The organism is Pseudomonas sp. PA27(2017), from assembly GCF_001945445.1.
GTDB lineage: Bacteria > Pseudomonadota > Gammaproteobacteria > Pseudomonadales > Pseudomonadaceae > Aquipseudomonas.
Genome location: NZ_MSXW01000011.1, coordinates 111,958 through 133,797, shown reverse-complemented (window position 1 = coordinate 133,797; position 21,840 = coordinate 111,958). Strand labels below are relative to the sequence as shown.

Sequence of the window (21,840 nt, the reverse complement as noted above, 5' to 3'; positions counted from 1 at the left end):
CCCCGCCCTGCTGCGCCGGGGTTCCCTCATTCCATCACCACTCCAGGGGCACGACCGGATGCGGCCCACTGACGAAGGGCCATCCCTGGCCCATCGCAGCTCTCGCGACATCCATGTCGCTCATGGCTACCCGCCCGGCCCCTTACGTAGTGATTCCATTCGGCCTGCTGAAGGGGACTTGGGCGTCGCCTGTGCAATCGCAGCTCAAAAGCAGACGCCGCTAAGCTTGAGCCCGTGGAAATCTCGCAAGCTCGCGCTCCGGTCCCGTCAGGAGGCCGAGTGGAGGTGGCGCGTAGGGGGACGAGCCGCATGGATGCGGCGAGAGGCTTAATGGGCCAGGGATGGCCCATGTAAGCCGGCCCCCGGAGCGTCGCCGGAGCGAGGGAAGTTTCGCGCAGCGAAACCCGGATGTCGGGGTGCCCTTCTTTGGCACACCTTTCTTGGGCAAGCAAGAAAGGTGTGGCGCCCGTAAGGGGCGCAACACAAAGGTTCAGCAGACGCGGTAACGGATAGTGCCAAGTCAGTAAGTGGTACGCACACAAGCTTGCCAGTCCGGCGCCAAGACAGATGTTCCTGAGATAATCGCAAAAAAACGCCCGGACGATGCACTCGTCCGGGCGTTCTAGTACCGGTAGTCGACCTCAGGATTTTCGGTCGTAGGCGCCTTGCTCACTGACCGCGACCTTGCTGTCGCGGCCGTTGCGTACGATGTAGTAGAAAAACTGCGGAATGCCCAGCACGTAGCGGGCGAACAACCGACGCGGCTCCATCAGCAGGCGATAGGCCCACTCCATCCCAACCTTGCGAAACACTTCAGGCGCCCGGTTGAAGCGTTGGGCGGCGAAATCCAGGATCGCACCACCGCAGATCATCAGGGCAGGGCGGTTGAGGTTGCGCTGCAGGGTGACGGCGACTTCTTCCTGGCGTGGCATGCCCATGCCCATCACGATCAGCGGGATCTTGCCCGGCTGCAGGTGTTCCTGGACGAATTCCAGGTAGCGCTCCACCGGCTGGAAACCATCGATGGTGTGGTGCTCACGACCACGGAACAGGGCGTTGGCACCTTCCTCGGTCCACGGCTCGCAGGTTCCCATGGCGAACAACTGGTACTGGTCGCTACGTTCGTCCTGTAGGGCGTGCTCGATCAGCGCCGGAATGAAATCGGTGCCGTTGAGGTTGGCGCCGGGCGCCAGGCCGTTCAACTGGCAGGCCAGTTTGATGCCGATGCCGTCGCGCAGCAGGTGGTTGATCTGCAGGAAGTGGCGGCGAGCGCGCTTGTCTTGCTGGATCAGGTTGTAGCCATGCTGGTTGAGAAAGCCGACGATGGTCGGTTTCTTCGGAGTGCTCAAGTCTTCGAGCAACGGCGTCACATCATGTTCTTCCAGCAACTTCAGTTTGTGAATAACGGGGTCGTACAGGAGTTTGGAAGTTTTCACGGGCGAGCCTCGTTGTCGGAAAGTAGGAGAATTATCCGGTGTGTGTTCACGTGGGCTTCGCGCTTTGCTTGTTCTTGTAGAAATCCGTTTGATCGCGAGATGTAAGGCATTCCTTGCCCCATCGGGTGTGAACTGGCAGAGCCATGGCAGGGGTGGCGAACCACCCGGCGAAGGGGCCCCAGAGGGCCCCGGTGATGGGCGCCTGCGCACATGAGCGCTGGCCTGACCTCAGGCCGCGGAAACCTTGAGTTCCTTGACGCGGCCATAGTTGTCGGAGAAGCGGATGATATCGTCTTCGCCCAGATACGTCCCGGACTGTACTTCGATCAGCTCGAGCGGAATCATGCCCGGGTTTTCCAATGCATGAATCTGGCCAATCGGGATGTAGGTCGACTGGTTTTCGGTGACCATGTAGGTCTCATCGCCATTGGTCACCTGTGCAGTGCCGCTGACCACGATCCAGTGCTCGGCACGGTGGTGGTGCATCTGCACGGACAGCTTGGCGCCGGGCTTCACGGTGATGCGTTTGACCTGATAACGCGCACCGTTGTCGATGGAGTCGTACATGCCCCACGGACGATAGACTTCGCGGTTGTTGAGATGCTCGCAACGCTCTTCGCGCTTGAGCTGCTCGACGATGCGCTTGACCTCTTGGGCCTTGTCCTTGTGCGCGACCATGACAGTGTCCTTGGTCTCGACGATGATCAGGTCCTCGACGCCCACGGTGGTCACCAGGCGATAGTCGGCATGCACGTAGTTGTTCTGGCTGTCGTGGCTGAGCACGTCGCCCTTGTGCACGTTACCCTGTTCGTCCTTGTCGCTGACGTCCCACAGGGCGGACCAGGAGCCGATGTCGCTCCAGCCGGCGTCCAGTGGCACCATCACGGCGTCTTCGGTCTTTTCCATCACCGCGTAGTCGATGGAGTCTTCCGGGCAGGCGGCGAATGCTTCCTTGCCGATGCGCACGAAGTGCATGTCTTCTTCGCTTTGCGCAGTGGCCCGGCGGCAGGCTTCGAGAATCTCCGGCTGCCAGCGCTGCAGTTCTTCGAGGTAGCGACTGGCGCGGAACATGAACATGCCGCTGTTCCAGAAGTGCTCGCCGGAGGCCAGGTAACGCTCGGCGGTTTCGCTGTCGGGCTTCTCGACGAACTTCGCGACGGTGAAGCCACCTTCACCCGCCGCGGCGCCTTTCTGCAGGTAGCCGTAGCCGGTCTCGGCATGGGTCGGCACGATGCCGAAGGTCACCAGCTTGCCAGCCTGGGCGAAGGGCAGGGCGGTTTCCACGGCGCGGTGGAACGCGTCGACGTCCTTGATCAGGTGATCGGCGGCGAGGATCAGCAGCACCGGATCGTGTTCCTTTTCCAGCGCCTTGATCGCTGCCAGGGCAACCGCGGGAGCGGTATTGCGGCCTACGGGCTCGAGCAGGATGCTGGCGTTGTCGATACCCAGAGTGCGCAGTTGCTCGGCAGCGAGGAAGCGGTGCTCCTCGTTGCAGATCAGGCATGGCTGGCTGACCTTCAGGCCTTCCAGGCGGCGAATGGTCGCTTGCAGCATGGACAGCGAGTCATCGGCGATCGGCAGGAACTGCTTGGGGTTGAGTTGGCGCGAAAGCGGCCACAGGCGCGAGCCATTACCGCCGGAAAGAATGACAGGAATCATCGTGGAGCTCCTCCCATGAAGAGTGATTGCCGAAGCCGGAATTCTCGGACCAGAATCGGCAGGATCAGGAACGCGTCGCGGACGTAACGGCCGACCAGACGGCGTGGTTCGGTATAAGCACGGTGTAGCCATTCCAGCGAGTAGCGTTGCATCCACATCGGGGCACGCTGCAACTTGCCGGACAGGAAGTTGATCGAGGCGCCGACGCACAGGCCGATGCCGACGGCCTGGTCAGTCTCGAAGATCTTGTGCGCGAGAATTTCCTGGCGCGGGCAGCCCACCGAGAGCACCACCAGATGAGACGGGTGCTCGACGACGAAGGACAGGCAGGCCTGGATCGCTTCTTCGCTGTCGATGAACCCCATCGGCGGGTTGTGGTGGTGGAAGTTGATGTTCGGGAAGCGCTCACGCAGCCGTGCGATGTCGTCGTCTTCGCAGCCGATGATGGTCACGTCCCAGGCACGCTCATCGGCGATGCCGATCAATTCTGCGGTCAGGGTGCTGCCGGGAATGGCGTCCTCGACCGGCACCTTGAGCATGCGCAGCAGCGGCAGCAGCACGCGGCTGTCGCAGATGCGGTGGCGCGCCACGGCATAGGCGCGCTTGAGGTCGCGGTCGGTTTCCAGCTGCACCACGTGATTCACGTTGGGCGTCACGATGTAGCTGTACCTGTTGGTGCTGTGCTCAACCAAGTCCTCGATCAGGCGATCCTTGGTGCCAGCGTAGAACTCGATATCAAAGGCCTTCATCAACACCTCTTTGCGCCACTGGCGCGTATCACGCTCGGGCAACGATTCGTACTGCTCGCGATTCATTTGCCCAAAGCCGCTTTCAGCAATTTGCTGTGGGTATGCACGTAGTGCAGGACATACAAAGAGATGCTATGCAACGGCGATAGTTTCATGACCTCCCGACGAATGCGCATGTCTTCCTTGAGCGCGTCGAAGCGACGGCTGGTGGAAACGCCGGTGGTGTCGAAGATGCACAGCGGCGACTCGATCTTCAGCACGTCGCGCTGGTGATCCTGGCCCTGCAGGAATTCGACGATCATGCAGTAGTCGGCCGAGAGCTTGAAATCGTCGCGAAAGCGCACCTTGCGCAGGCGCTCGTTCTCGAAGTACATCGCCTGGTGGCTGGACGGCATGCCCAGCACCAGGTGCTCGATCTTCTTCGCCTTTTGCGGCGTCAGGCGCCCGGCGGCGTCCTGCAGGTGATAGTCGCCATACACGTAGCGCGGCTTGCCCGGTGCGCGCTCGATGGCATCGGCGACCTTCTGCAGCACGTTCTCGTCGTAGAAGAAGTCGCCGCTGTTGAGGAACAGGGTGTAGCCCTCGGTCGCCGAGCCCTTGATCAGGCCCTTGTTCATGGCGTCGTAGAGGCCCTTGTCGCGCTCGGAGGTGATCTCGGCGTAGGGCTCGTCGATGGTCGCCAGCCACTCGGCGCCGCCATCGGTGGACGCACCGTCGACGACGATCCAGCGGAAGTTGCGGTAGGTCTGGGCAGCCACACTCTGGTAGGTCTGCTTGAGACCCTCCAGGTTATTCCAGTTGATGGTTACGATACTGAATTGGGTCATGGCGTGTGCCTCTGATCTCACGAGTCGGGGATGCTTGCGCGGCGTAGGCGCGGGAGTAGTACAGGAAGCAGGCGGCACCGATGCCCAAGATATCGCCGCCGTACATCAGGGAGTTGGACAGGAACATGTTGAGCATCTGGAACCAGAAGATCAGCTGGAAGGCGCTGAGTAGCGGGCCTTTCTCGGGGCAGCGCTTCATGATGCGCAGGTAGCCGAAATAGAAGATCAGCGCAATCAGCGGCGTGAGGAAGCCGTAGCGGTAGTAAACGCCGAAGATCCCCACGTCCGACAGGTAGAAGTGCGGGTTGTAGAGGGCACCGAAGCCGCCTTTCCACTGCAGTGACAGTGAGCCCATGCCGATGTACATGTTGTCGGCGATCGCGCCGATGATGATCGCCGTGGTGTTGTCGCGTACGCCCGGGCCGGTGGTGGCCTCGTCGAGCAGCGCCTGGAACTTGTCGAACTGCGCGTAGTAGAACTCCGGGAACATGAAGAACGAGGCTACCAGAATGGTCGCGGCGAGCAGGCCGAGCTTGAGCAGCGAGTCGATGCGGTCACGGAAGATCCACAGGCCGGCCAGGCACCAGATGATCATGGTCTGGCGCGTCTGCAGTACCAGCCACAGGTACGACGCGAAGAACAGCAGGGTGAGAACCTTGGGCAGCGAAATACGCTCCTTCATGCTGTACATCAGCATGAAGGCGCAGATGGTCACGTAGCTCGAGCCGATGCGGTAACGGTCGGGGCGCAGCAGCGCGTCGCCGGCATCCTTGGCGTCCATGGTGAAGGACAGGCTGGCGTTCTCCGGGATGATCTTGAAGAAGTAGCAGTAGCCGACGAAGGCGCACGTCAGGCCTGAATACAGGAAGAAGTTCTCCAGGTGCTTCTGGGTCGGCGCGGTCTTGATCATCAGGAACAGCGCCGGGAAGAACACCAGATAGGCAAAGCTGCGGCGCTCTTCGAGCAGGCCGTAAATGAACGGCTGATCGAAGTTGAGCTCGGCCATGATCGCCGAGACGACCGGCAGTGCCAGGCCCATGAAGATGATCCACAGGCTGGTCTTGGACTGGTAGATACGCTTCCAGACCAGGAACAGCGCGGCGGAGGCGCCCAGCAGCCCGAGCAGCCACAGCTCGCGCAGGTAGGGGATGCCAGCCTTCTTGTCGTCGGTCAGAAAGAAACAGGCCGAGTTCAGGACAAACAAGATCAGCAGCAGATTGCGGTATGCCAGGAGTTGCTTGAACAAGCTCGCCTTCCCATATCGAAATTGTCTTGGCTCACAGGCGACGCCGCGTAGGCGTGCCTCGCGAGGTATCTAGTACAGCGCCTGCAAGTAATCGCGGGTGTTGCCATGGATGCGCGGTTCATTGCGCATCTGCTCGATCGGCCACCAGCGGTAGCGACCGTGTTGCACGCTGGGCGGCTGCAGGTTCTGTTGCGCGTCCAGCTCTAGTGCGTAAGCGATGACGACGTAGTGGGTATCCGGCGCGATGCCGAACACGCTGTCGTCATAGAAGTGCTCGTACACGCCGAGCAGCTTGCCCTGGTCGCGGCTGAACGCCTGGCCCAGTTCTTCCTGGGTCAGGCGGGCGAACGCCGCGTCCAGCGTTTCGTTCTTGAGAATGCGCCCGCCGGGCGCGAACCAACTGCCCTGGGCGGGGCGGTTGAGCCGCTCGCCCAGCAGCAGTTCGCCCTGCGGGTTGCGTACCAGCAGATCGATGGACACCAGCGGCGTGCTGGCGACCACGGTCTTGAAGGTGTCGGCCGGCAGGAACATGTCAGCCCCGTACGTCGTCGATGTTGTCGACGAACCAGCGGTAGGCGTCACGCAGGCCGCTTTCCAGGTCGATGCTCGCCGTCCAGCCGAGCTTGGCCAGGCGTGAGACGTCCATCAGCTTGCGCGGCGTGCCGTCGGGCTTGCTGGCGTCGAAGCTCAGGCGGCCCTGGAACTCGGTGACCCGCGCGATGGTTTCGGCCAACTCGCGAATGGTGCAGTCCTGGCCGGTGCCCACGTTGATGTGCGAGAGCATGGGCTGGGTGTGCGCCTGGTAGGTGGCTTCATCCAGGTTCATCACGTGGACGCTGGCCGCGGCCATGTCGTCGACGTGCAGGAACTCGCGCATCGGCGTACCGCTGCCCCAGATCACCACTTCATCGTCGCCACGCAGGGTCGCTTCGTGGAAGCGGCGCAGCAGGGCGGGGATGACGTGGCTGTTTTCCGGGTGGTAGTTGTCGTGCGGGCCGTACAGGTTGGTCGGCATCACGCTGCGGTAGTCGCGGCCATGCTGGCGGTTGTAGCTCTCGCACAGCTTGATCCCGGCGATCTTGGCGATCGCGTAGGGCTCGTTGGTCGGCTCCAGCACGCCGGTCAGCAGCGCTTCTTCACGCATTGGCTGCTCGGCATGCTTGGGGTAGATGCACGAGCTGCCCAGCGACAGCAGCTTCTGCACGCCGGCCTCGTGGGCGGCGTTGATGACGTTGGCCTCGATCATCAGATTCTGATAGATGAAGTCGGCCGGGTACTGGTTGTTGGCGTGGATGCCGCCGACCTTCGCCGCGGCCAGGTAGACCTGGTCAATGCGTTGCTCGGCGAAGAAACGCTTTACGCTGGCCGCATCGACCAGGTCCACGCTTTCGCGTGGGGCGGTGATGATGCTCTGGTAACCCAGGCTCTGCAGGTGGCGCACGATCGCCGAACCGACCATCCCGCGATGGCCGGCGACGAAGACGCGCTGGTTGAGAAGCGCGCTCATGCTCAGTTCTCCACGGAGACTGGCAGTTCGTGGCCGTGCTCCTTGAGCAGGGCGTGGCGCTGGGCGACCTTGAGGTCTTCGCTGACCATCTCGGCGCACATTTCCTGCACGGTGATCTCCGGCGTCCAGCCCAGCTTGGTCTTGGCCTTGGTCGGGTCGCCCAGCAGGGTTTCCACTTCTGCAGGGCGGAAGTAGCGCGGGTCGACACGCACGATCACGTCGCCGACTTTCAGCGCCGGTGCCTTGTCGCCGTCGATGCGTTCGACGATGCCTTGCTCGTCCACGCCGTTGCCTTCGAAGCGCAGGTGCACGCCCAGTTCGGCCGCCGACCAGGTGATGAATTCACGCACGGAGTACTGCACGCCGGTGGCGATCACGAAGTCGTCCGGTTGCTCCTGCTGTAGCATCATCCACTGCATGCGCACGTAGTCCTTGGCATGACCCCAGTCACGCAGCGCGTCCATGTTGCCCATGTACAGGCAAGGCTCCAGGCCCTGGGCGATGTTGGCCAGGCCGCGGGTGATCTTGCGGGTCACGAAGGTCTCGCCACGACGCGGCGACTCGTGGTTGAAGAGGATGCCGTTGCACGCGTACATGCCATAGGCTTCACGGTAGTTCACGGTGATCCAGTAGGCGTACAGCTTGGCGACCGCATAGGGCGAGCGCGGGTAGAAGGGGGTGGTTTCCTTCTGCGGAATTTCCTGCACCAGGCCGTACAGCTCGGAGGTGGAGGCCTGGTAGAAACGGGTTTTCTTTTCCAGGCCCAGCAGGCGGATGGCCTCGAGGATGCGCAGGGTACCCATGGCATCGACGTCGGCGGTGTATTCCGGGGCTTCGAAGCTGACCGCTACGTGGGATTGCGCGCCGAGGTTGTAGACCTCGTCAGGCTGTACTTCCTGGATGATGCGGGTCAGGTTGGACGAGTCGTTGAGGTCGCCGTAGTGGAGGATGAAGTTCTGGTTGTCGACATGCGGATCCTGGTAGATGTGATCCACACGCTGGGTGTTGAAGGACGACGCGCGGCGCTTGATGCCATGCACCTGGTAACCCTTTTCCAGCAGGAACTCGGCGAGGTAGGAACCGTCTTGACCGGTGATACCAGTGATGAGCGCTTTTTTCTGTGCCATTGCAAAATACCTGCGATATTCAATTGATTAGAGAGCTGTAGCCAAATCGCTGCGCGCGGTCGGTGGATCAGGCGCGCTTGAGCAGCAATTGCAGACGTTCCATGACGCCGAGAAAAATGATCCGTACCGACGGAAACTTGTAAAAGAAACGGTAGATGTCGTACTCAGCCTTCTGCCGCACTTTGCTGTCGCTGGTGAGGTCGGCGGAGTCGATCAGGGCTAGGCCCTCACCTTCGATGTTGTGCAGGATGCTCAGTTCCATGGGCTTCATGGAAAGGGCGAAATTGTGCAGGCCACGGGCGTTCGTACGGGTCAGTTGCAGCCCTTTGCAGGTTTTGCTGCCGTACAGGTTTACCGTGAAGTCGTAGTCGGCGAGCACCGGGTTGCGGCGCTTGATGCACGACGGCAGCAGCTCGCAATAGGCGTCGTAGACCGACAGGCTGTCCTCGCGGCGAGCGAACTTGTAGTCGACCGCCTTCTGCTGGATCGGCACCTGGAAGCGCGACGAGGCGATGTTGAAGTGCTGACCCGGATCGCCGAAGTTGGTGGTCAGCGAGCGGAACGGGTACACGAAGTACAGATCCCGGGAAATGATGTACGCGGTGTACAGCTTGAGCCACGAGGACTCCGGCCAGCCGCGGATGTCCGCCGGGATGCCATCGATATGGCTGATGTCGGTGCCGTTGCTTTCCAGCCACTGGCGAAAGCCCTGCCAGTGCCGGCGCGACCAGGCCTGGCCCCAGGACGCGGCCATCTGGATGAAATGCACGTGGGAGTCGCCATCGTCGACCGGCATGAAGGGCAGGTCGACGGTCTGGCTGAACTGCACGCTGTAAAGGCTGATACCGGCTACGCCGGCGTCATCGGCATAGGCTTGCAGGGCCTTGTGGGTGTAGTCATAGAAGAACGGTGAAACGAACAGATCGTCCTCGAGGATGATCACGTCGCCGTATTGCTCGGTCAGGTCGCCACAGCTCAGCACGTGCTGGCGCAGGCCGAGGCGCTGCGGATGGGCGATGATGCGCTTTTCCCCGTGGGGCCAGTCGAACGCTTCGGCGACCTTGCGTGGCTCCGGGTTGCCGGAGTTGTCGAGGCTTATCACCAGGCGCACGTTGCCTTCTGGGTACTGCGCCTGGATCAGGGAACCCAGCAGGCGGCTGAGGCTCTTGGGGCGGTTGTAGCCGATGACGACGATGGTGGGCAATTGTTCGGTCATAGGATCGAAGCCGGTCTCTGTTGAAAATGGGTTGAGCCGATCACGGCTAGCACACCACGCCGGGCACCGCTTCGCACGCCTGAGCGGGTGCTAGGCGGGTGACGGTGGCAGGCGAGGTGTGCAGCGTGCTGGCCCGGCGCAAAAGGTTCTGCGCCGCACTGCTTCCGGCACGCCTGGTGGACGTGCAGGGCAGGATGGGCCGAGAGGGTGTGAGTGATGACGTCCATGTCAGCGGCGGCTCAGCCGTTCACTTGCTTACGGCCAATGCCGTAGTAGTCGAAGCCCTCGCGGTTCACCTGGCCGAGGTCGTACTGGTTGCGGCCATCGATGATCACCGGCTGCTTGAGCAGCTTCTTCAGCGCCTTGAAGTCAGGGCGACGGAACGGCTTCCACTCGGTGACCAGTACCAGGGCGTCGGCATCGATGGCGGCTTCGTACTGACCGTCGACGATTTGCAGGCGACCCTCGTTGAGCCAGTGCTCAGGGAATTCGCGCGCTGCGGTTTCACGGGCGATCGGGTCGAAGGCTTTGACCTTGGCGCCAGCGTTGATCAGGCTGTTGATCAGCACCACGCTGGGTGCTTCGCGCATGTCGTCGGTACCGGGCTTGAACGCCAGACCCCAGACGGCGAAGGTACGGCCCTTGAGGTCGCCCTCGAAGTGCGCGGCCAGCTTGTTGAACAGCGATTGCTTCTGCTGATCGTTACGGGCTTCGACGGCCTGCAGCAGCTTGGGCTCGAAGTCGTTCTGGTGGGCGATGCTGATCAGCGCCTTGACGTCTTTCGGGAAGCACGAGCCGCCATAGCCGCAGCCGGCGTAGATGAAGTGATAACCGATGCGCTGGTCCGAGCCGATGCCCAGGCGCACGTTCTCGATGTCCACGTCGAGGCGGTCGCACAGGCTGGCGATCTCGTTCATGAAGGAGATCTTCGTGGCCAGCATGGCGTTGGCGGCGTATTTGGTCATTTCCGCATCACGCACGCCCATGAACTTGATTCGCGGGTTGTTGCGGATGAAGGGCGCGTACAACTCGCTCATCACCTGGCGAGCGCGCTCGCTGTCGGTGCCGACGATGATGCGATCCGGGTGCATGAAGTCGTCGACCGCAGCGCCTTCCTTGAGGAATTCAGGGTTGGATACCACATCGAAGCTGATGCTCTTGCCGCGCAGCTCGAGCTGCTCGAGGATCTCGGCGCGCACCAGGTCGGCAGTGCCGACCGGCACGGTGGACTTGTTGATCACGGTGGTGTGGCGGGTCATCAGGCTGCCGACCTGGCGCGCCACTTCCAGCACGTAGCGCAGATCGGCCGAGCCGTCTTCGCCGGGCGGCGTGCCGACGGCGATGAAGATGATGTCCGATTGCTCCATCGCTTCTGGCAGCGCGGTGGTGAACAGCAGGCGACCGGCCTCGAAGTTCTCTTCCACCACGGTTTCCAGGCCCGGCTCGTAAATCGGCAGGATGCCTTTCTTGAGGTTCTCGATCTTTTTCGGATCGACATCCACGCAGACAACCGTGTTGCCCATCTCGGCGATACAAGCGCCGGTGACGAGGCCGACGTAGCCGGTTCCAACGACAGTGATATTCATGGATAAACTTTCCTTGAGTTAACGTTAATCGTTACGTGCGCCAAAAAGGGCGCGTTAGTAAATGTCGCGCGAGAACAGGGTGAAGGGCGTCTTCACCAGGATCTTGATGTCCAGCCACAGGGACCAGTTGTTGATGTAGGCCAGGTCCTTCTCCACGCGCTGCTGCATTTTTTCCAGGGTTTCGGTTTCACCACGGTGACCGGTCACCTGGGCCAGGCCAGTGATGCCGGGCTTGAGGCGATGACGGGCCATGTAGGCGAGGATCTTGTCGCTGTAGTAGTTGTTGTGGGCCACCGCGTGCGGGCGCGGGCCGACCAGGGACATCTCGCCACGCAGCACGTTGATCAGCTGCGGCAGCTCGTCGATGGAGGTGCGGCGCAGGAAGCGGCCAACCGGGGTAATGCGTGGGTCTTCACGCGTCGCCTGTTTGACGACCTTGTCGTCGTGCATGCGCATGGAGCGGAATTTCCACACCAGGATCACGCCACCGTTCCAGCCGTGGCGCGGCTGCAGGAAGAACACCGGGCCGGGCGAGGACAGCTTCACGGCGATGGCCGCGATGATGAACACCGGGCTCAGGGCCACCAGCGCCAGGAAGGCCAGGGTGCGGTCCATCAACTCTTTGCTGAACACCGCAGCGGGGTGCGAGCTGATCGGGCTTTCGTTGAGGTAGATGGCCGGCAACTGCTCGATCTGCGAGATCGACTGGTTGAGCAGTGGCATGCTGCCGAAGTCCGGTACCCAGACCACGTCGACGCTCATGTCCAGCAGGTCGATGTAGAGCTTCTCGATATGCGAGATTTCGTCCAGGGTCAGGGCAATGTAGACGCGGCGTACGCCGTGCTGCTCGGTGACGTCACGCAGCTCCTGCAGCTTGCCGAGGATCGGGAAGCGGCCGTCCTGGGTGTGGGCATCGTCGCTGGAAGCGATCAGGCCGACCAGCGGCACGCGGTTGTTGGCGGTCAGGCGCTCGGCCAGCTCGTGGGCCTTCTCGCCCGAGCCGATGATCAGCGAGACGCGCTCATTGCGCAGCTTCTCCGAATGCAGGCGGGCGAAGTAGCGCAGCGGGATGAAGGCGATGGCCTGGGCCAGGAAGCCCAGCAGTGCCCATTCACGCATGATCTCGAAGGAGAAGCGCTCCAGGCTCTGGCTGAAGTAGGCGATGAACAGCAAGCCGGCCAGCAGCAGCAACCAGCCGCCGAGCAGATGGCCCAGGCCGGTCAGGTAGCCGAGGCGCTTGTGGTACACGCGCAGCAGACCGTAGGCCGGTACCGAACCCAGTACCGTGAGGACGATCAGCAGGCGGTATTCGGTGGGCACGTCACCGTAGCGCTGAACGACCAGGTAGCAGAGCAGCATGCTGACCAGAGTAATGGCGCAGGTCCATTGACCCCAGAACGTGAGTCCCCTGCGGTTCTCGGCAGGATTGATCCGTTTGGAAATCATTTGCGGCGATCCTCGTGCAAATCTTCGATGAAGTAAGTGGCCTCCGGAGAACGCACGAGAGGCGACATGTCCTTGGTTGCAGCGGTGGCGGGCGTGCCCAGGGTCGTGCAGCGCATCAGCGCCTGCTGAAAGGGTTGCGCCCTGAAACTGAACTCTCGACGCATGGTTTTCCAACCTCCAACAAATACGAATCCTGCGGCCTGAACCGACAGGCACGCGTTATCAGGCAGTCAACTAAGCGAAATGCTGGTGTGCGATGCGCCAGGGCGTGTCGATGACCAGACGTTCGGCCTCTCTCTCGCCCAGGATCCGGGCGGCTTGCAGGAGACCTTCTTGTAATAGGGGAGGGCGGTGATCCAGGTTGTGGGCATCAGTCGCCATAATGCTGACCACACGATTGCTCAGCAGTTCGTGAGCCAGGTGCATTGCCCGCTCGCCAAAACGACCAGCGGCAGAGGCGGCGGTCACTTGCAGCAGGCAGCCCTGCTCGATGAACGGCTTGAGCTTGCTCGGGTTGTTCATCAGCGCCTTGTTGCGCTCCGGGTGCGCGATGATCGGCACGATGCCCTTGTCGAGCAGCCATTGGGTCAGGCGTTCGGCACCGAAGGGCATATCCCCGTGGGGAAACTCCAGTAGCAGTACCTTCTTGCCTTCCCATTGACCGAGGAACGGGATGCTGCCGTCCAGCACACGGGTCATCAGCTCGCCGGAGAAGCGCACCTCGGCGGCGGCGCCGACCTTCAGGTCGATGCCTGCCTCCTGCAGCGCGGCGTTGAAGCGGCTGCAGGTCTCGGCGATGGTGCGGCTGTCGTTGTCGTAGCGGCCGATGTGGATGTGGGGCGTGCAGACCACGTGGCTGATGCCGTTGGCCACCGCCATGCGGGCCATCTCCAGCGCGGTCGGCAGGTCTGCCGGGCCGTCGTCGATGCCCGGCAGCAGGTGATTATGCAGATCGATCATCGGGCACCTCCTGCTGTCATGCGCTGGTTGGTCATGGCGGTTATCAGGCCTTGCGGTCGCTGTAGCCGTAGTGGTCGTAGTAGCCGCTGTATTCGCCGGAGCGCGCAGCCTTTTCCACGTCCACCTGGTTGAGCACCACGCCCATCACCGAGGCACCGCTCTGCAGCAGGTGGCCGACGCCACGCTGGGCCAGCGGGATCGGCGTGCCGTCGGCCTTGACCACGTAGATCACCGCATCGGCGAAGGTGGACAGCAGCACGGCATCGCTCACGGCCTGGCTGGGCGGTGAATCGATGATGATGTGGTCGTAACGTTCCTTGATCATGTCCAGGAACTTGGCGAAGCGCGGCGAGGCCAGCAGCTCCAGCGGGTTCGGCGGTACCGCGCCGGCCGGCAGCATGTCCAGGTTGGTGCCCATGTTGTGGATGCACTCTTCGACCTTGGCGCTGCCAGTGATCAGGTTGGCCAGGCCAGGGGTGCCGACCGGGAAGTCGAAGCTCTTGGCCAGGGTCGGGCGGCGCAGGTCGGCATCGATCAGCAGCACGCGTTGCAGCTGGCTGAGGGCGAACGCCATGTTGGCCACCAGGGTGCTCTTGCCTTCGCCAGGCGACGAGGAGGTGACCACCAGAACCTTCTGGGAGCGGTTGGTATCGGCCAGCATCAGGCTGGTGCGAATGGTGCGGATCGACTCGCAGAAGCGTGGATCCTCGCCATGCTCGAACAGGTGCGCGGCGGTGTACTTGGAGTTGTTGGCGATCAGCGGAACGATGCCCAGTACCGGCAGGTTCAGCTTGGTCTCGACATCGTCGGCGCTCTTGAAGGTGTTGTTGAGGATGTCGCGGACGATGGCCAGTGCCATGCCGAAGATCAGGGCGAGGCCTGCCGCCAGTACGATGATCAGCTTCTGGTTCGGTGCAGCCGGCTGCAGCGGGGCAACGGCCTGGTCGATGATGCGCGCGTTGCTGGAGTTGACGTCCTGAGTCGCCGCGGTTTCGCGCAGGCGGGTCATGAAGGTCTCGTACAGCGAGCGGTTGCTTTCCACATCGCGGGTCAGCTCACGCACCTTGAATTCCTTGCGCGAGATATCCTGGATCTGTTCCTTGTTCTTGTCGAACGAGGCATTCAGCGAGTTCTCGTTGGCCACGGCCAGCTGATAGTTACGCTCGATGCTGGCGACCACTTGCTCGACCTGGGCACGCAGGCTCGCCGAGGCGGCACTCAGATCGGATTTGGCAGCGAGCATGGCCGGGTGGCGGTCACCGTAGCGACGCGACAGCTCCTCGACCTTGGCGCGGGCACGGGCTTCCTCGGATTTGAACTGCTGGATCAGCGGGTTGCCGAGTACGGCCGGCACGCTGGCCAGGCGACGCCAATCGCCACTGCCCATGGACTGCACCTGACGGTACTGGCTCTCGGCCTCGGCGCGCTGGCGACGAGCGTCGATCATACGGTCACCGGTCAGCGACAGTTCGTTGTTGCTGATGGTGGCCACGCCATTGACGTCCACCAGGCCTTCAGCTTCGCGATAAGCCTGCAGGCGGTTCTCGGCTTCCTGCAGCGAGCTGCGCAGTTCGGTGAGGCGGGTGTTCATCCAGGTGGTCGCCGACAGCGACATTTCCATCTGCGCTTCGAGCTGGCTGTCGATGTAGTTGCTGGCCAGGGAGTTGGCGATGGCGGCAGCGGTCAGGCGATCCGGCAGATCGACGGAGATGTTCACCAGCTGGCTCTTGCCTTCGACCCAGATGTTGGTGCGGTCCATCAGGATCTTGGTGACGATGTCGAGCAGCTCGGCCTCGGTCATCGGCTTGGCCGGCTCGGGCTCGTCCACCAGGCCGGTGATCGACAGGGCGCTCTGCAGGCCACGGGTGATGCCACCGAAATTGATCAGCGGTTGCGGCTGCTGGCGCGGGTCGAAGTCGGGGTGTTCGGTGAGGTTGAGTTCACGAACCACTTTCTCGGCGACCACGCGGCTCTTGATCAGGCCGAGTTGGGTCTGCAGGTACTCGTTCACCGCACCGGTAGTGTCGGTGACCTGCTGGAAGGACACCAGTTGGGTGCCCTTGGTCTCGATCATCACCGAGGCGACGGCACGGTAGATCGGCGTCATGCGGGAGACGGCGACCGCGGCGATCAGTGTGACCACCACGACGAACAGGGCGATGGCCCACTTGCGCATCCATACGGCATTCCAGATGCGCCGCAGGTCGATGTAATCGCTATCTGCTTCCGAGGGCGAGGGCTGCCACTGTCGGATCGTTCGTGCAGGACTGTTCATATTCAGAAGAACCCTTGATCGATGGTGATGGTGTCACCCGGCTTGACGAGGGTGTCGAGCGTGGCTTTTTCCGAGGCGCGGGATTCACCCGTGCCGCGTGCGATGGTGATGCGTTTGGTCGAAGCGCGTTCGGTCAGGCCGCCAGCCAGTGCGATGGCACGGTCCAGGGTCAGGCCGGGTTGATAGGGGTAGCCGCCTGGGGCTTTCACTTCACCGCTGATATAGAACTCGCGGTAAGTGGAGACGGCGACCGAAACACGCGGGTCGACCAGGTAGCCATCGGCCTTGAGACGCTCGGTGATGATGCGCTCGATGTCGGCTGCGGTTTTGTCTTTGGCTTCGATGGCGCCGAGGAACGGATAGGAGAAGGTGCCTGCATCGTTGAGGCGGATTTCCTCGAAGGACAGATCCGGCTCGCCGAAGACACTGATCTTGATCACGTCGCCAGAGCTCAGCCGATACTGCGGGTTGGCCTGTGCGCCCGCTGCGAATGCGAGCATCAGCAGCAGCGAGAAGGCTTTGAACAGATGGTGGACTGACATCCGCATACTCCTTGTGGTTGCTTGGTCATCAGGCGCAGGGAAAAGGGCGCCCGCCGCTCGCCTGTTAGGACAAACGGGAAAAGGTTGATAAGGGTGGTGACGACTGCATCGTCACCCTGCTGAGGAGCCCGGGTGTTAGAGGCTCAAGCTCAACGACAGCTGATAGATGTTCCGGTCATAGGATTTCTCCCGCACGCTCGAATCGTTTTCGGTGTGGCGGTAACCCAGCGATACATCAGCCCAGCGAAGCGGCGAATAGGTCAGCTCCAGGCCGTAGCCGGTACGGTCGTCCGTACGATCGGTTGCCTTGTAGTCGCGCTCGGAATAGCGATAGAACAGCTCCGAACTGATGAAGGCCGACCATTCGTGCTCCCAACCCAGGCGTGTGGTGGTGTCCTGAACGGTACTGGCACCATCTTCGCCTTCATCGAAAGAGCGACGCGTGTCGAGTTTGACGATGGAGTAGGTGCGCGGTTCCCACTTCACACCAACTTCCCACATGGGGCTGGTGTAGTCCTGACGGCTGCTGCTGTCGAAATTCTTGCGCTGGGCACCCAGGCGCACGGTGCCGGAGGTCTTGGCGGTGGCATCCCAGGTGGCGCCGAACAGCGCGGCGTCATCGGTGCTGTCGCGGTCGCTTTCGCTGAGCACGTACTGGTTGACGGTGTGGCGCAGCTCCACCAGGGAGCGGGTGCTGCCACCCAGACGGTGATACCAGACGGTGTTGAACATGGTGCTGTCGCGGTCCTGGTCTTCATTCAGGTCGCCGCTGTTGCGATAGCGGATGGACTCGTAGTTGACGCCGAAGTCGATCTGGTTGAGCCCGGTCTGGGTGCCATAGGTGTACACCGCGCCGGCCACGCTGCGGTTGTACTTGTCGTTTTCGTCGTCGTCGGGGTCTCTCACGTCAGTGGTTTCCTCGACGCGGTGATAACCCAGATTCCAGCGCAGGCGGTTGCGCGAATTGAATTCCATGATGCTGCGAAAGCGCAGGTGCTGATCGGTGTGGCTGGCGTTGTCGTCGGAGTGGTAATTCTGATCGTCGATTTCGTATTCGAGCTGGTAGCCGGTGTTGCGGGTCTCGGCGCTAAGGAGGAATTTCGGGTTGATGCTGGTCACCCAGGAGGAGCGAACGTTATCGCTCACGCCGCGGTAGTTGCTGTCGTAGCTTTCGCCGACATTCAGGGTTGGCGTGAACTCGAACCCAGCCAGGTCGATGTGTTGTGGGTCTGTTGCCCAGCTGGCTGTAGACAGCGTACCTGCTAGTGAAGCCGTCAGTATCTTGGTGAGTTTCATGGTGCCAAATCCCTTCCCGGGGTCTATCGCTTGATGGGCTAGGCCGCTCGGCATCGTGATCGGGTGCCTGACAAAAGGGGATGTCAGCTGCCTATCGCATTGACTTGCGGCCATTTTTCATGAGTCATTGGTTGTCGGCTCTCGTAAGAAGTTCCCCGGCGGCCAGTAAACTCGTGACCCTCGACACCATAAAAAAACACTGAACCTTTTCGTGCATGTTCCTGGCGCATCACCGCCGAGTTCGCTGCATACCGGTGCGCCCTTGCGGTAAGTCATCATGGTAGAGCGCCCCGTTGAACATCGCGGTTATCCTTTTAGTGCGCTGACTTCGTCGGTTGGATAATAAGCTTGGCGCATGACAGCCAGATTAACTGCCGTCACCGATATATAACGTGAGCAATGTTCGTGCCGTGGCAAATCATGGCTAAGAACATCGATTTATAGTCAGAGAAGCAGTGCTTATAGTTGGCGTAATATTGGCGGCAGTTTTCTGCTGATGAACACTCATATGGTTGGCAATAGTAGCCAGTCATATGGCCATTGCGAAAATTTCCAGCTCGATTACAGGCTGGAAGCCTTGCCCTGAAGGCCTTTGGCCACCAGTCATGCGTTGGCGTGATGTTGTCCAATCTTCCGCTGGGCAATGCGTAGCGTGTAATGGCGCAGGCCTGTTAATGGGCTCTAATGAAGCGCTTCTCATATAAAGGCATAAACCATTAGTTGCTGGCTAACTGCCATTGCGGAGTTTGGTCGAAGCAGCATGACGATATCACTGTCGAACTTAACCATGGCTATATATGGAGAAGTAGGGGTGGCAGGCTGTCGTTGATAACTGCCCGCCGATACATAGAAAGGCAGCGTTGCTTATCGGCGCGTCTTTTTCATTTGTTCGAGGCGACTGACGGATTGGCCAGTACGCAATTTTCACCAGCGAAGAAAGCACGCACATTGGCGAAGGCATCGCCGAAATACAGCTCATAACCCTCGCGCTCCACATACCCCAAATGCGGGGTACACAGCACGCGAGAATGACGCAGCAGCGGATGATTCGCATCGAACAGCGGTTCCTGCTCGAAGACATCCAGCGCTGCGAAACCGGGACGGCCCTTGTTCAAGGATTCGAGCAGCGCGCCCGGCTCGACCAGTTCGGCGCGACTGGTGTTGACCAGCAGGGCGCTGGGCTTCATCAGCGCCAGATCGGCAGCGGTAACCAGGTGCCGGGTGCTCTCGGCCAGACGCAGGTGGAGGGTGAGTACATCGGCTTCGGCGAAAAAGGCTTCGCGCGATGAGGCTGCTTGATGGCCATTGGCAACCGCGGCTTGGCGTGATGATTCACTGCCCCACACCAGCACCGGCATCTCGAAGGCCTGTGCATAACGGGCCAGGCGTTGGCCGATCTTGCCATAGCCCCAGATGCCCAGAGTTTGCCCGGCCAGACGCTGACCAAGGTTGGTCTGCCACTGGCCGGCGTACATGGCCTGCATGGCCGGGAACAACTGGCGCCGCGCATTGATGATCAGCGCCCAGGTCAGTTCGGCCGGTGCGATGGGCGAACCGCGGCCTTCCATCACCGCCACGCCGTGACGGGTGCAAGCCTCGATATCCAGATGACTAGACACCTTGCCGGTCTGGCTGATCAGCTTGAGGTTCGGCAGGCGTGCCAGCAGCGCTTCATCTATACGGGTGCGCTCGCGGGTCAGCACCAGCGCATCGGCGTCGGCGAAGCGTTCGGCCAGCACCTGCACGTCATCTACGGCGTCGTGATAGACGCTGACCTGGTGATCGGCCAGAGTGGCGAAGCAGTCGAGGGTACGAATGACATTCTGGTAGTCATCGGGAATGACGATATGCATGGCTGCTCCAAAAACGGTTCAGGCTCCCGAGGGAGCCTGATTCGGTGGGGGTCAGCTGGCGCTCCGCAGCGCCGCTGCGTTGTTGCGGCGGGCTCGCCAGATTCGCCAGATGGGCAAGGCTATCATCATAGCCACCAGCGCCCATACGGCCAGGCTGATCGAGCTGCTCCACAGGATGCTCAGGTCACCGTTGGACAGTGACAGGGCGCGGCGCAGGTTCTGTTCCATCAAACCGCCCAGGATGAAGCCCAGCAGGATGGCCGACAGCGGGAAGTCCAGCTTGCGCAGGATGTAGCCGGCGACGCCGATGCCGATCATCAGGTACAGGTCGAACGCGGTGGCGTGCACGGCGTAAACGCCGATCGAGGTGATGATGGCGATGGCCGGCACCAGGGCCCAGTAAGGTACGGCGAGGATCTTGGTGAAGATCTTGATCATCGGTACGTTCATCACGATGAGCATGATGTTGGCCACGAACAGCGAGGCGATCAAGCCCCAGACGATGTCCGGCTGGTTCTGGAACAGCAACGGGCCCGGGGTGATGTTGTACAGCGTCAGGGCGCCGAGCATCACCGCGGTGGTACCGGAGCCGGGCACGCCCAAGGTCAGCATCGGCACCAGAGAGCCGCAGGCCGAGGCGCTGTTGGCGGTTTCCGGAGCGGCCAGGCCGCGCAGGTCACCGTCGCCGAATTTGTTGTCCTTCACCGCCAGGCGTTTCTCGCTCATGTAGGCCACCGCGCTGGCCAGGGTCGCACCGGCGCCCGGCAGGATGCCCAGGCCGAAGCCCAGTGCGCCGCTGCGCAGGTTGGTGGCCAGTACCGAGAGGCCTTCCTTGAGGTTGAACAGCATGCGGCCTTTGGCTTCGATGGCCTTCTGGCCATGGTGGGTGCGTTCGAGCAGCACGAGGATCTCGCTGACCGAGAACAGACCGAGCACCAACACCACGAACTGGATGCCGTCGGCCAGGCCCAGGCTGCCGAAGGTGAAGCGATATACACCGCTGTTCGAATCGATGCCGACGCACGAGAGCAGCAGGCCGATGCAGCAGGCGATGGCCGTCTTCATCGGCTTGTTGCCAGCCATGCCGGCCAGACAGGTGATGGCGAACACCATCAGCACGAAGTACTCGGCCGGGCCGAACGCCACCGCCCACTTGGCCAGCAACGGGGCGAACAGTACCACGCCGCAGGTGGCCATCAGGCCGCCAACGAACGAGCTCCAGGCGGAGATCGACAATGCCACGCCTGCCTTGCCCTGACGGGCCAGCGGGTAGCCGTCCAGGGTGGTCATCACCGCCGAGGCTTCACCGGGGATGTTCAGCAGGATCGAGGAAATACGACCGCCGTATTCACAGCCCAAGTACACGGCAGCCAGCAGGATCAGCGCGGTTTCCGGTGGCAGGCCGAGGGCGAAGGCGATGGGAATCAGCAGGGCCACGCCGTTGATCGGGCCCAGGCCCGGAAGCAGGCCGACGATGGTGCCGATCAGGGTGCCGCACAGCGCGGTGAACAGGTTGTACGGGCTCAGGGCGACGCCGAAGCCTTGCCCCAGGTAGCTGAAAGTATCCATACGGTCAGAACTCCAGGCCGGAAAGCAGGCCGAGTGGCAGCGGAACGTCGAGGGCCTTGTCGAACAGCAGGTAAAGCCCGACGGCGAGCAGCACGCCGGAGCTCAGGCTGGCTTTCCAGCTGCCTTCGTACAGGCGTGCCATGGCGATGGCGAAGACGGTGCTGGCGACGATGAACCCGGCGAGCTCGAACAGCGCCGCGTAGATCGTCAGGGCGACGATACACAGCACGATCTTGCGGATCACGTGACGGTCCAGCGCCGGCTCGGTGGCTTCGTCGCTGGCGCGTGAGGGTTTCACCAACAGGTAGATGGCGCCCAGGGCGATCATCACGATCAATAGCAGTGGAAAGGCGCGCGGCCCCACGGGTTCGTAGGAGAAGGGGGCGTGGTAGCTCCAGGCGGCCAACGAGAGGCCGAGACAAAGCAGCAGGCTGACGCCCGCAAAGATACGGTCTTGCATGGTGGTGCTCCGTAGGGGAGAGCCGAACGGCTGGCCCGAAAGGCACCGCCGAAAGCAGGGGTGTGCCTGCGTTTCAGGGGTGCCTG

The 21,840-nt window shown here is 61.7% G+C and carries 19 protein-coding genes; all 19 read right to left on the bottom strand.

Going from position 1 to position 21,840, the window contains the following annotated elements:
• Positions 1-641 precede the first annotated feature (641 nt).
• Positions 642-1,436: a WecB/TagA/CpsF family glycosyltransferase gene (locus BVH06_RS05340; RefSeq protein ID WP_075931963.1), complete on the bottom strand. Its 795-nt coding sequence runs from the start codon at positions 1,434-1,436 to the stop codon at positions 642-644.
• 228 nt (positions 1,437-1,664) lie between these two features.
• Positions 1,665-3,095, bottom strand: coding sequence for a mannose-1-phosphate guanylyltransferase/mannose-6-phosphate isomerase (locus tag BVH06_RS05335; RefSeq protein WP_075933451.1), 1,431 nt, complete (start codon positions 3,093-3,095; stop codon positions 1,665-1,667).
• A complete protein-coding gene (locus tag BVH06_RS05330; protein WP_075933456.1) occupies positions 3,092-3,844 on the bottom strand; it encodes a WecB/TagA/CpsF family glycosyltransferase in 753 nt (250 codons plus the stop codon). The genes BVH06_RS05335 and BVH06_RS05330 overlap by 4 nt, the downstream gene beginning before the upstream one ends.
• 62 nt (positions 3,845-3,906) lie before the next feature.
• Positions 3,907-4,671, bottom strand: a complete 765-nt coding sequence (locus BVH06_RS05325) for a glycosyltransferase (RefSeq protein WP_075931961.1) — start codon at positions 4,669-4,671, stop codon at positions 3,907-3,909.
• Positions 4,634-5,917 carry a hypothetical protein gene (locus BVH06_RS05320; RefSeq protein WP_075933450.1) on the bottom strand — a complete coding sequence of 428 codons (1,284 nt, stop codon included), beginning with the start codon at positions 5,915-5,917 and terminating at the stop codon, positions 4,634-4,636. The genes BVH06_RS05325 and BVH06_RS05320 overlap by 38 nt, the downstream gene beginning before the upstream one ends.
• 69 nt (positions 5,918-5,986) lie before the next feature.
• On the bottom strand, positions 5,987-6,448 hold the full coding sequence (locus tag BVH06_RS05315) for a GDP-mannose mannosyl hydrolase (protein WP_075933449.1): 462 nt from the start codon (positions 6,446-6,448) through the stop codon (positions 5,987-5,989).
• 1 nt (position 6,449) lies between these two features.
• A complete protein-coding gene (locus BVH06_RS05310) occupies positions 6,450-7,424 on the bottom strand; it encodes a GDP-L-fucose synthase (RefSeq protein ID WP_075933448.1) in 975 nt (324 codons plus the stop codon).
• Positions 7,425-7,426: 2 nt separating this feature from the next.
• On the bottom strand, positions 7,427-8,551 hold the full coding sequence (gmd, locus tag BVH06_RS05305) for a GDP-mannose 4,6-dehydratase (protein ID WP_075931957.1): 1,125 nt from the start codon (positions 8,549-8,551) through the stop codon (positions 7,427-7,429).
• A gap of 67 nt (positions 8,552-8,618) precedes the next feature.
• A complete protein-coding gene (locus BVH06_RS05300; protein WP_075933447.1) occupies positions 8,619-9,767 on the bottom strand; it encodes a glycosyl transferase family 2 in 1,149 nt (382 codons plus the stop codon).
• Positions 9,768-10,006: 239 nt separating this feature from the next.
• Positions 10,007-11,353, bottom strand: a complete 1,347-nt coding sequence (locus BVH06_RS05295; protein ID WP_075931955.1) for a UDP-glucose/GDP-mannose dehydrogenase family protein — start codon at positions 11,351-11,353, stop codon at positions 10,007-10,009.
• A 54-nt stretch (positions 11,354-11,407) separates the two neighbouring features.
• Entirely contained in the window at positions 11,408-12,799 is a 1,392-nt protein-coding gene (locus BVH06_RS05290; RefSeq protein WP_075931954.1) for an undecaprenyl-phosphate glucose phosphotransferase, read from the bottom strand.
• Positions 12,796-12,963, bottom strand: a complete 168-nt coding sequence (locus tag BVH06_RS25705; RefSeq protein WP_168172886.1) for a hypothetical protein — start codon at positions 12,961-12,963, stop codon at positions 12,796-12,798. Before BVH06_RS25705 ends, BVH06_RS05290 begins: the two co-directional genes overlap by 4 nt.
• 70 nt (positions 12,964-13,033) lie before the next feature.
• A complete protein-coding gene (locus tag BVH06_RS05285) occupies positions 13,034-13,759 on the bottom strand; it encodes a tyrosine-protein phosphatase (protein ID WP_075931953.1) in 726 nt (241 codons plus the stop codon).
• Positions 13,760-13,802: 43 nt separating this feature from the next.
• Complete coding sequence (locus tag BVH06_RS05280) at positions 13,803-16,034, bottom strand: polysaccharide biosynthesis tyrosine autokinase (protein ID WP_075933446.1); 2,232 nt, start codon at positions 16,032-16,034, stop codon at positions 13,803-13,805.
• A gap of 2 nt (positions 16,035-16,036) precedes the next feature.
• Positions 16,037-16,576 (bottom strand): polysaccharide biosynthesis/export family protein, encoded by a 540-nt coding sequence (locus tag BVH06_RS05275; protein ID WP_075931951.1) that lies wholly within the window; start codon positions 16,574-16,576, stop codon positions 16,037-16,039.
• A 135-nt stretch (positions 16,577-16,711) separates the two neighbouring features.
• Positions 16,712-17,872: an outer membrane beta-barrel protein gene (locus BVH06_RS05270; protein ID WP_075931950.1), complete on the bottom strand. Its 1,161-nt coding sequence runs from the start codon at positions 17,870-17,872 to the stop codon at positions 16,712-16,714.
• Positions 17,873-18,753: 881 nt separating this feature from the next.
• Positions 18,754-19,725, bottom strand: a complete 972-nt coding sequence (locus tag BVH06_RS05265) for a D-2-hydroxyacid dehydrogenase family protein (RefSeq protein WP_075933445.1) — start codon at positions 19,723-19,725, stop codon at positions 18,754-18,756.
• Between the two features lie 51 nt (positions 19,726-19,776).
• A complete protein-coding gene (locus BVH06_RS05260; protein ID WP_075931948.1) occupies positions 19,777-21,294 on the bottom strand; it encodes a tripartite tricarboxylate transporter permease in 1,518 nt (505 codons plus the stop codon).
• A 4-nt stretch (positions 21,295-21,298) separates the two neighbouring features.
• Complete coding sequence (locus BVH06_RS05255; RefSeq protein WP_075931947.1) at positions 21,299-21,754, bottom strand: tripartite tricarboxylate transporter TctB family protein; 456 nt, start codon at positions 21,752-21,754, stop codon at positions 21,299-21,301.
• Between the last annotated feature and the right edge of the window lie 86 nt (positions 21,755-21,840).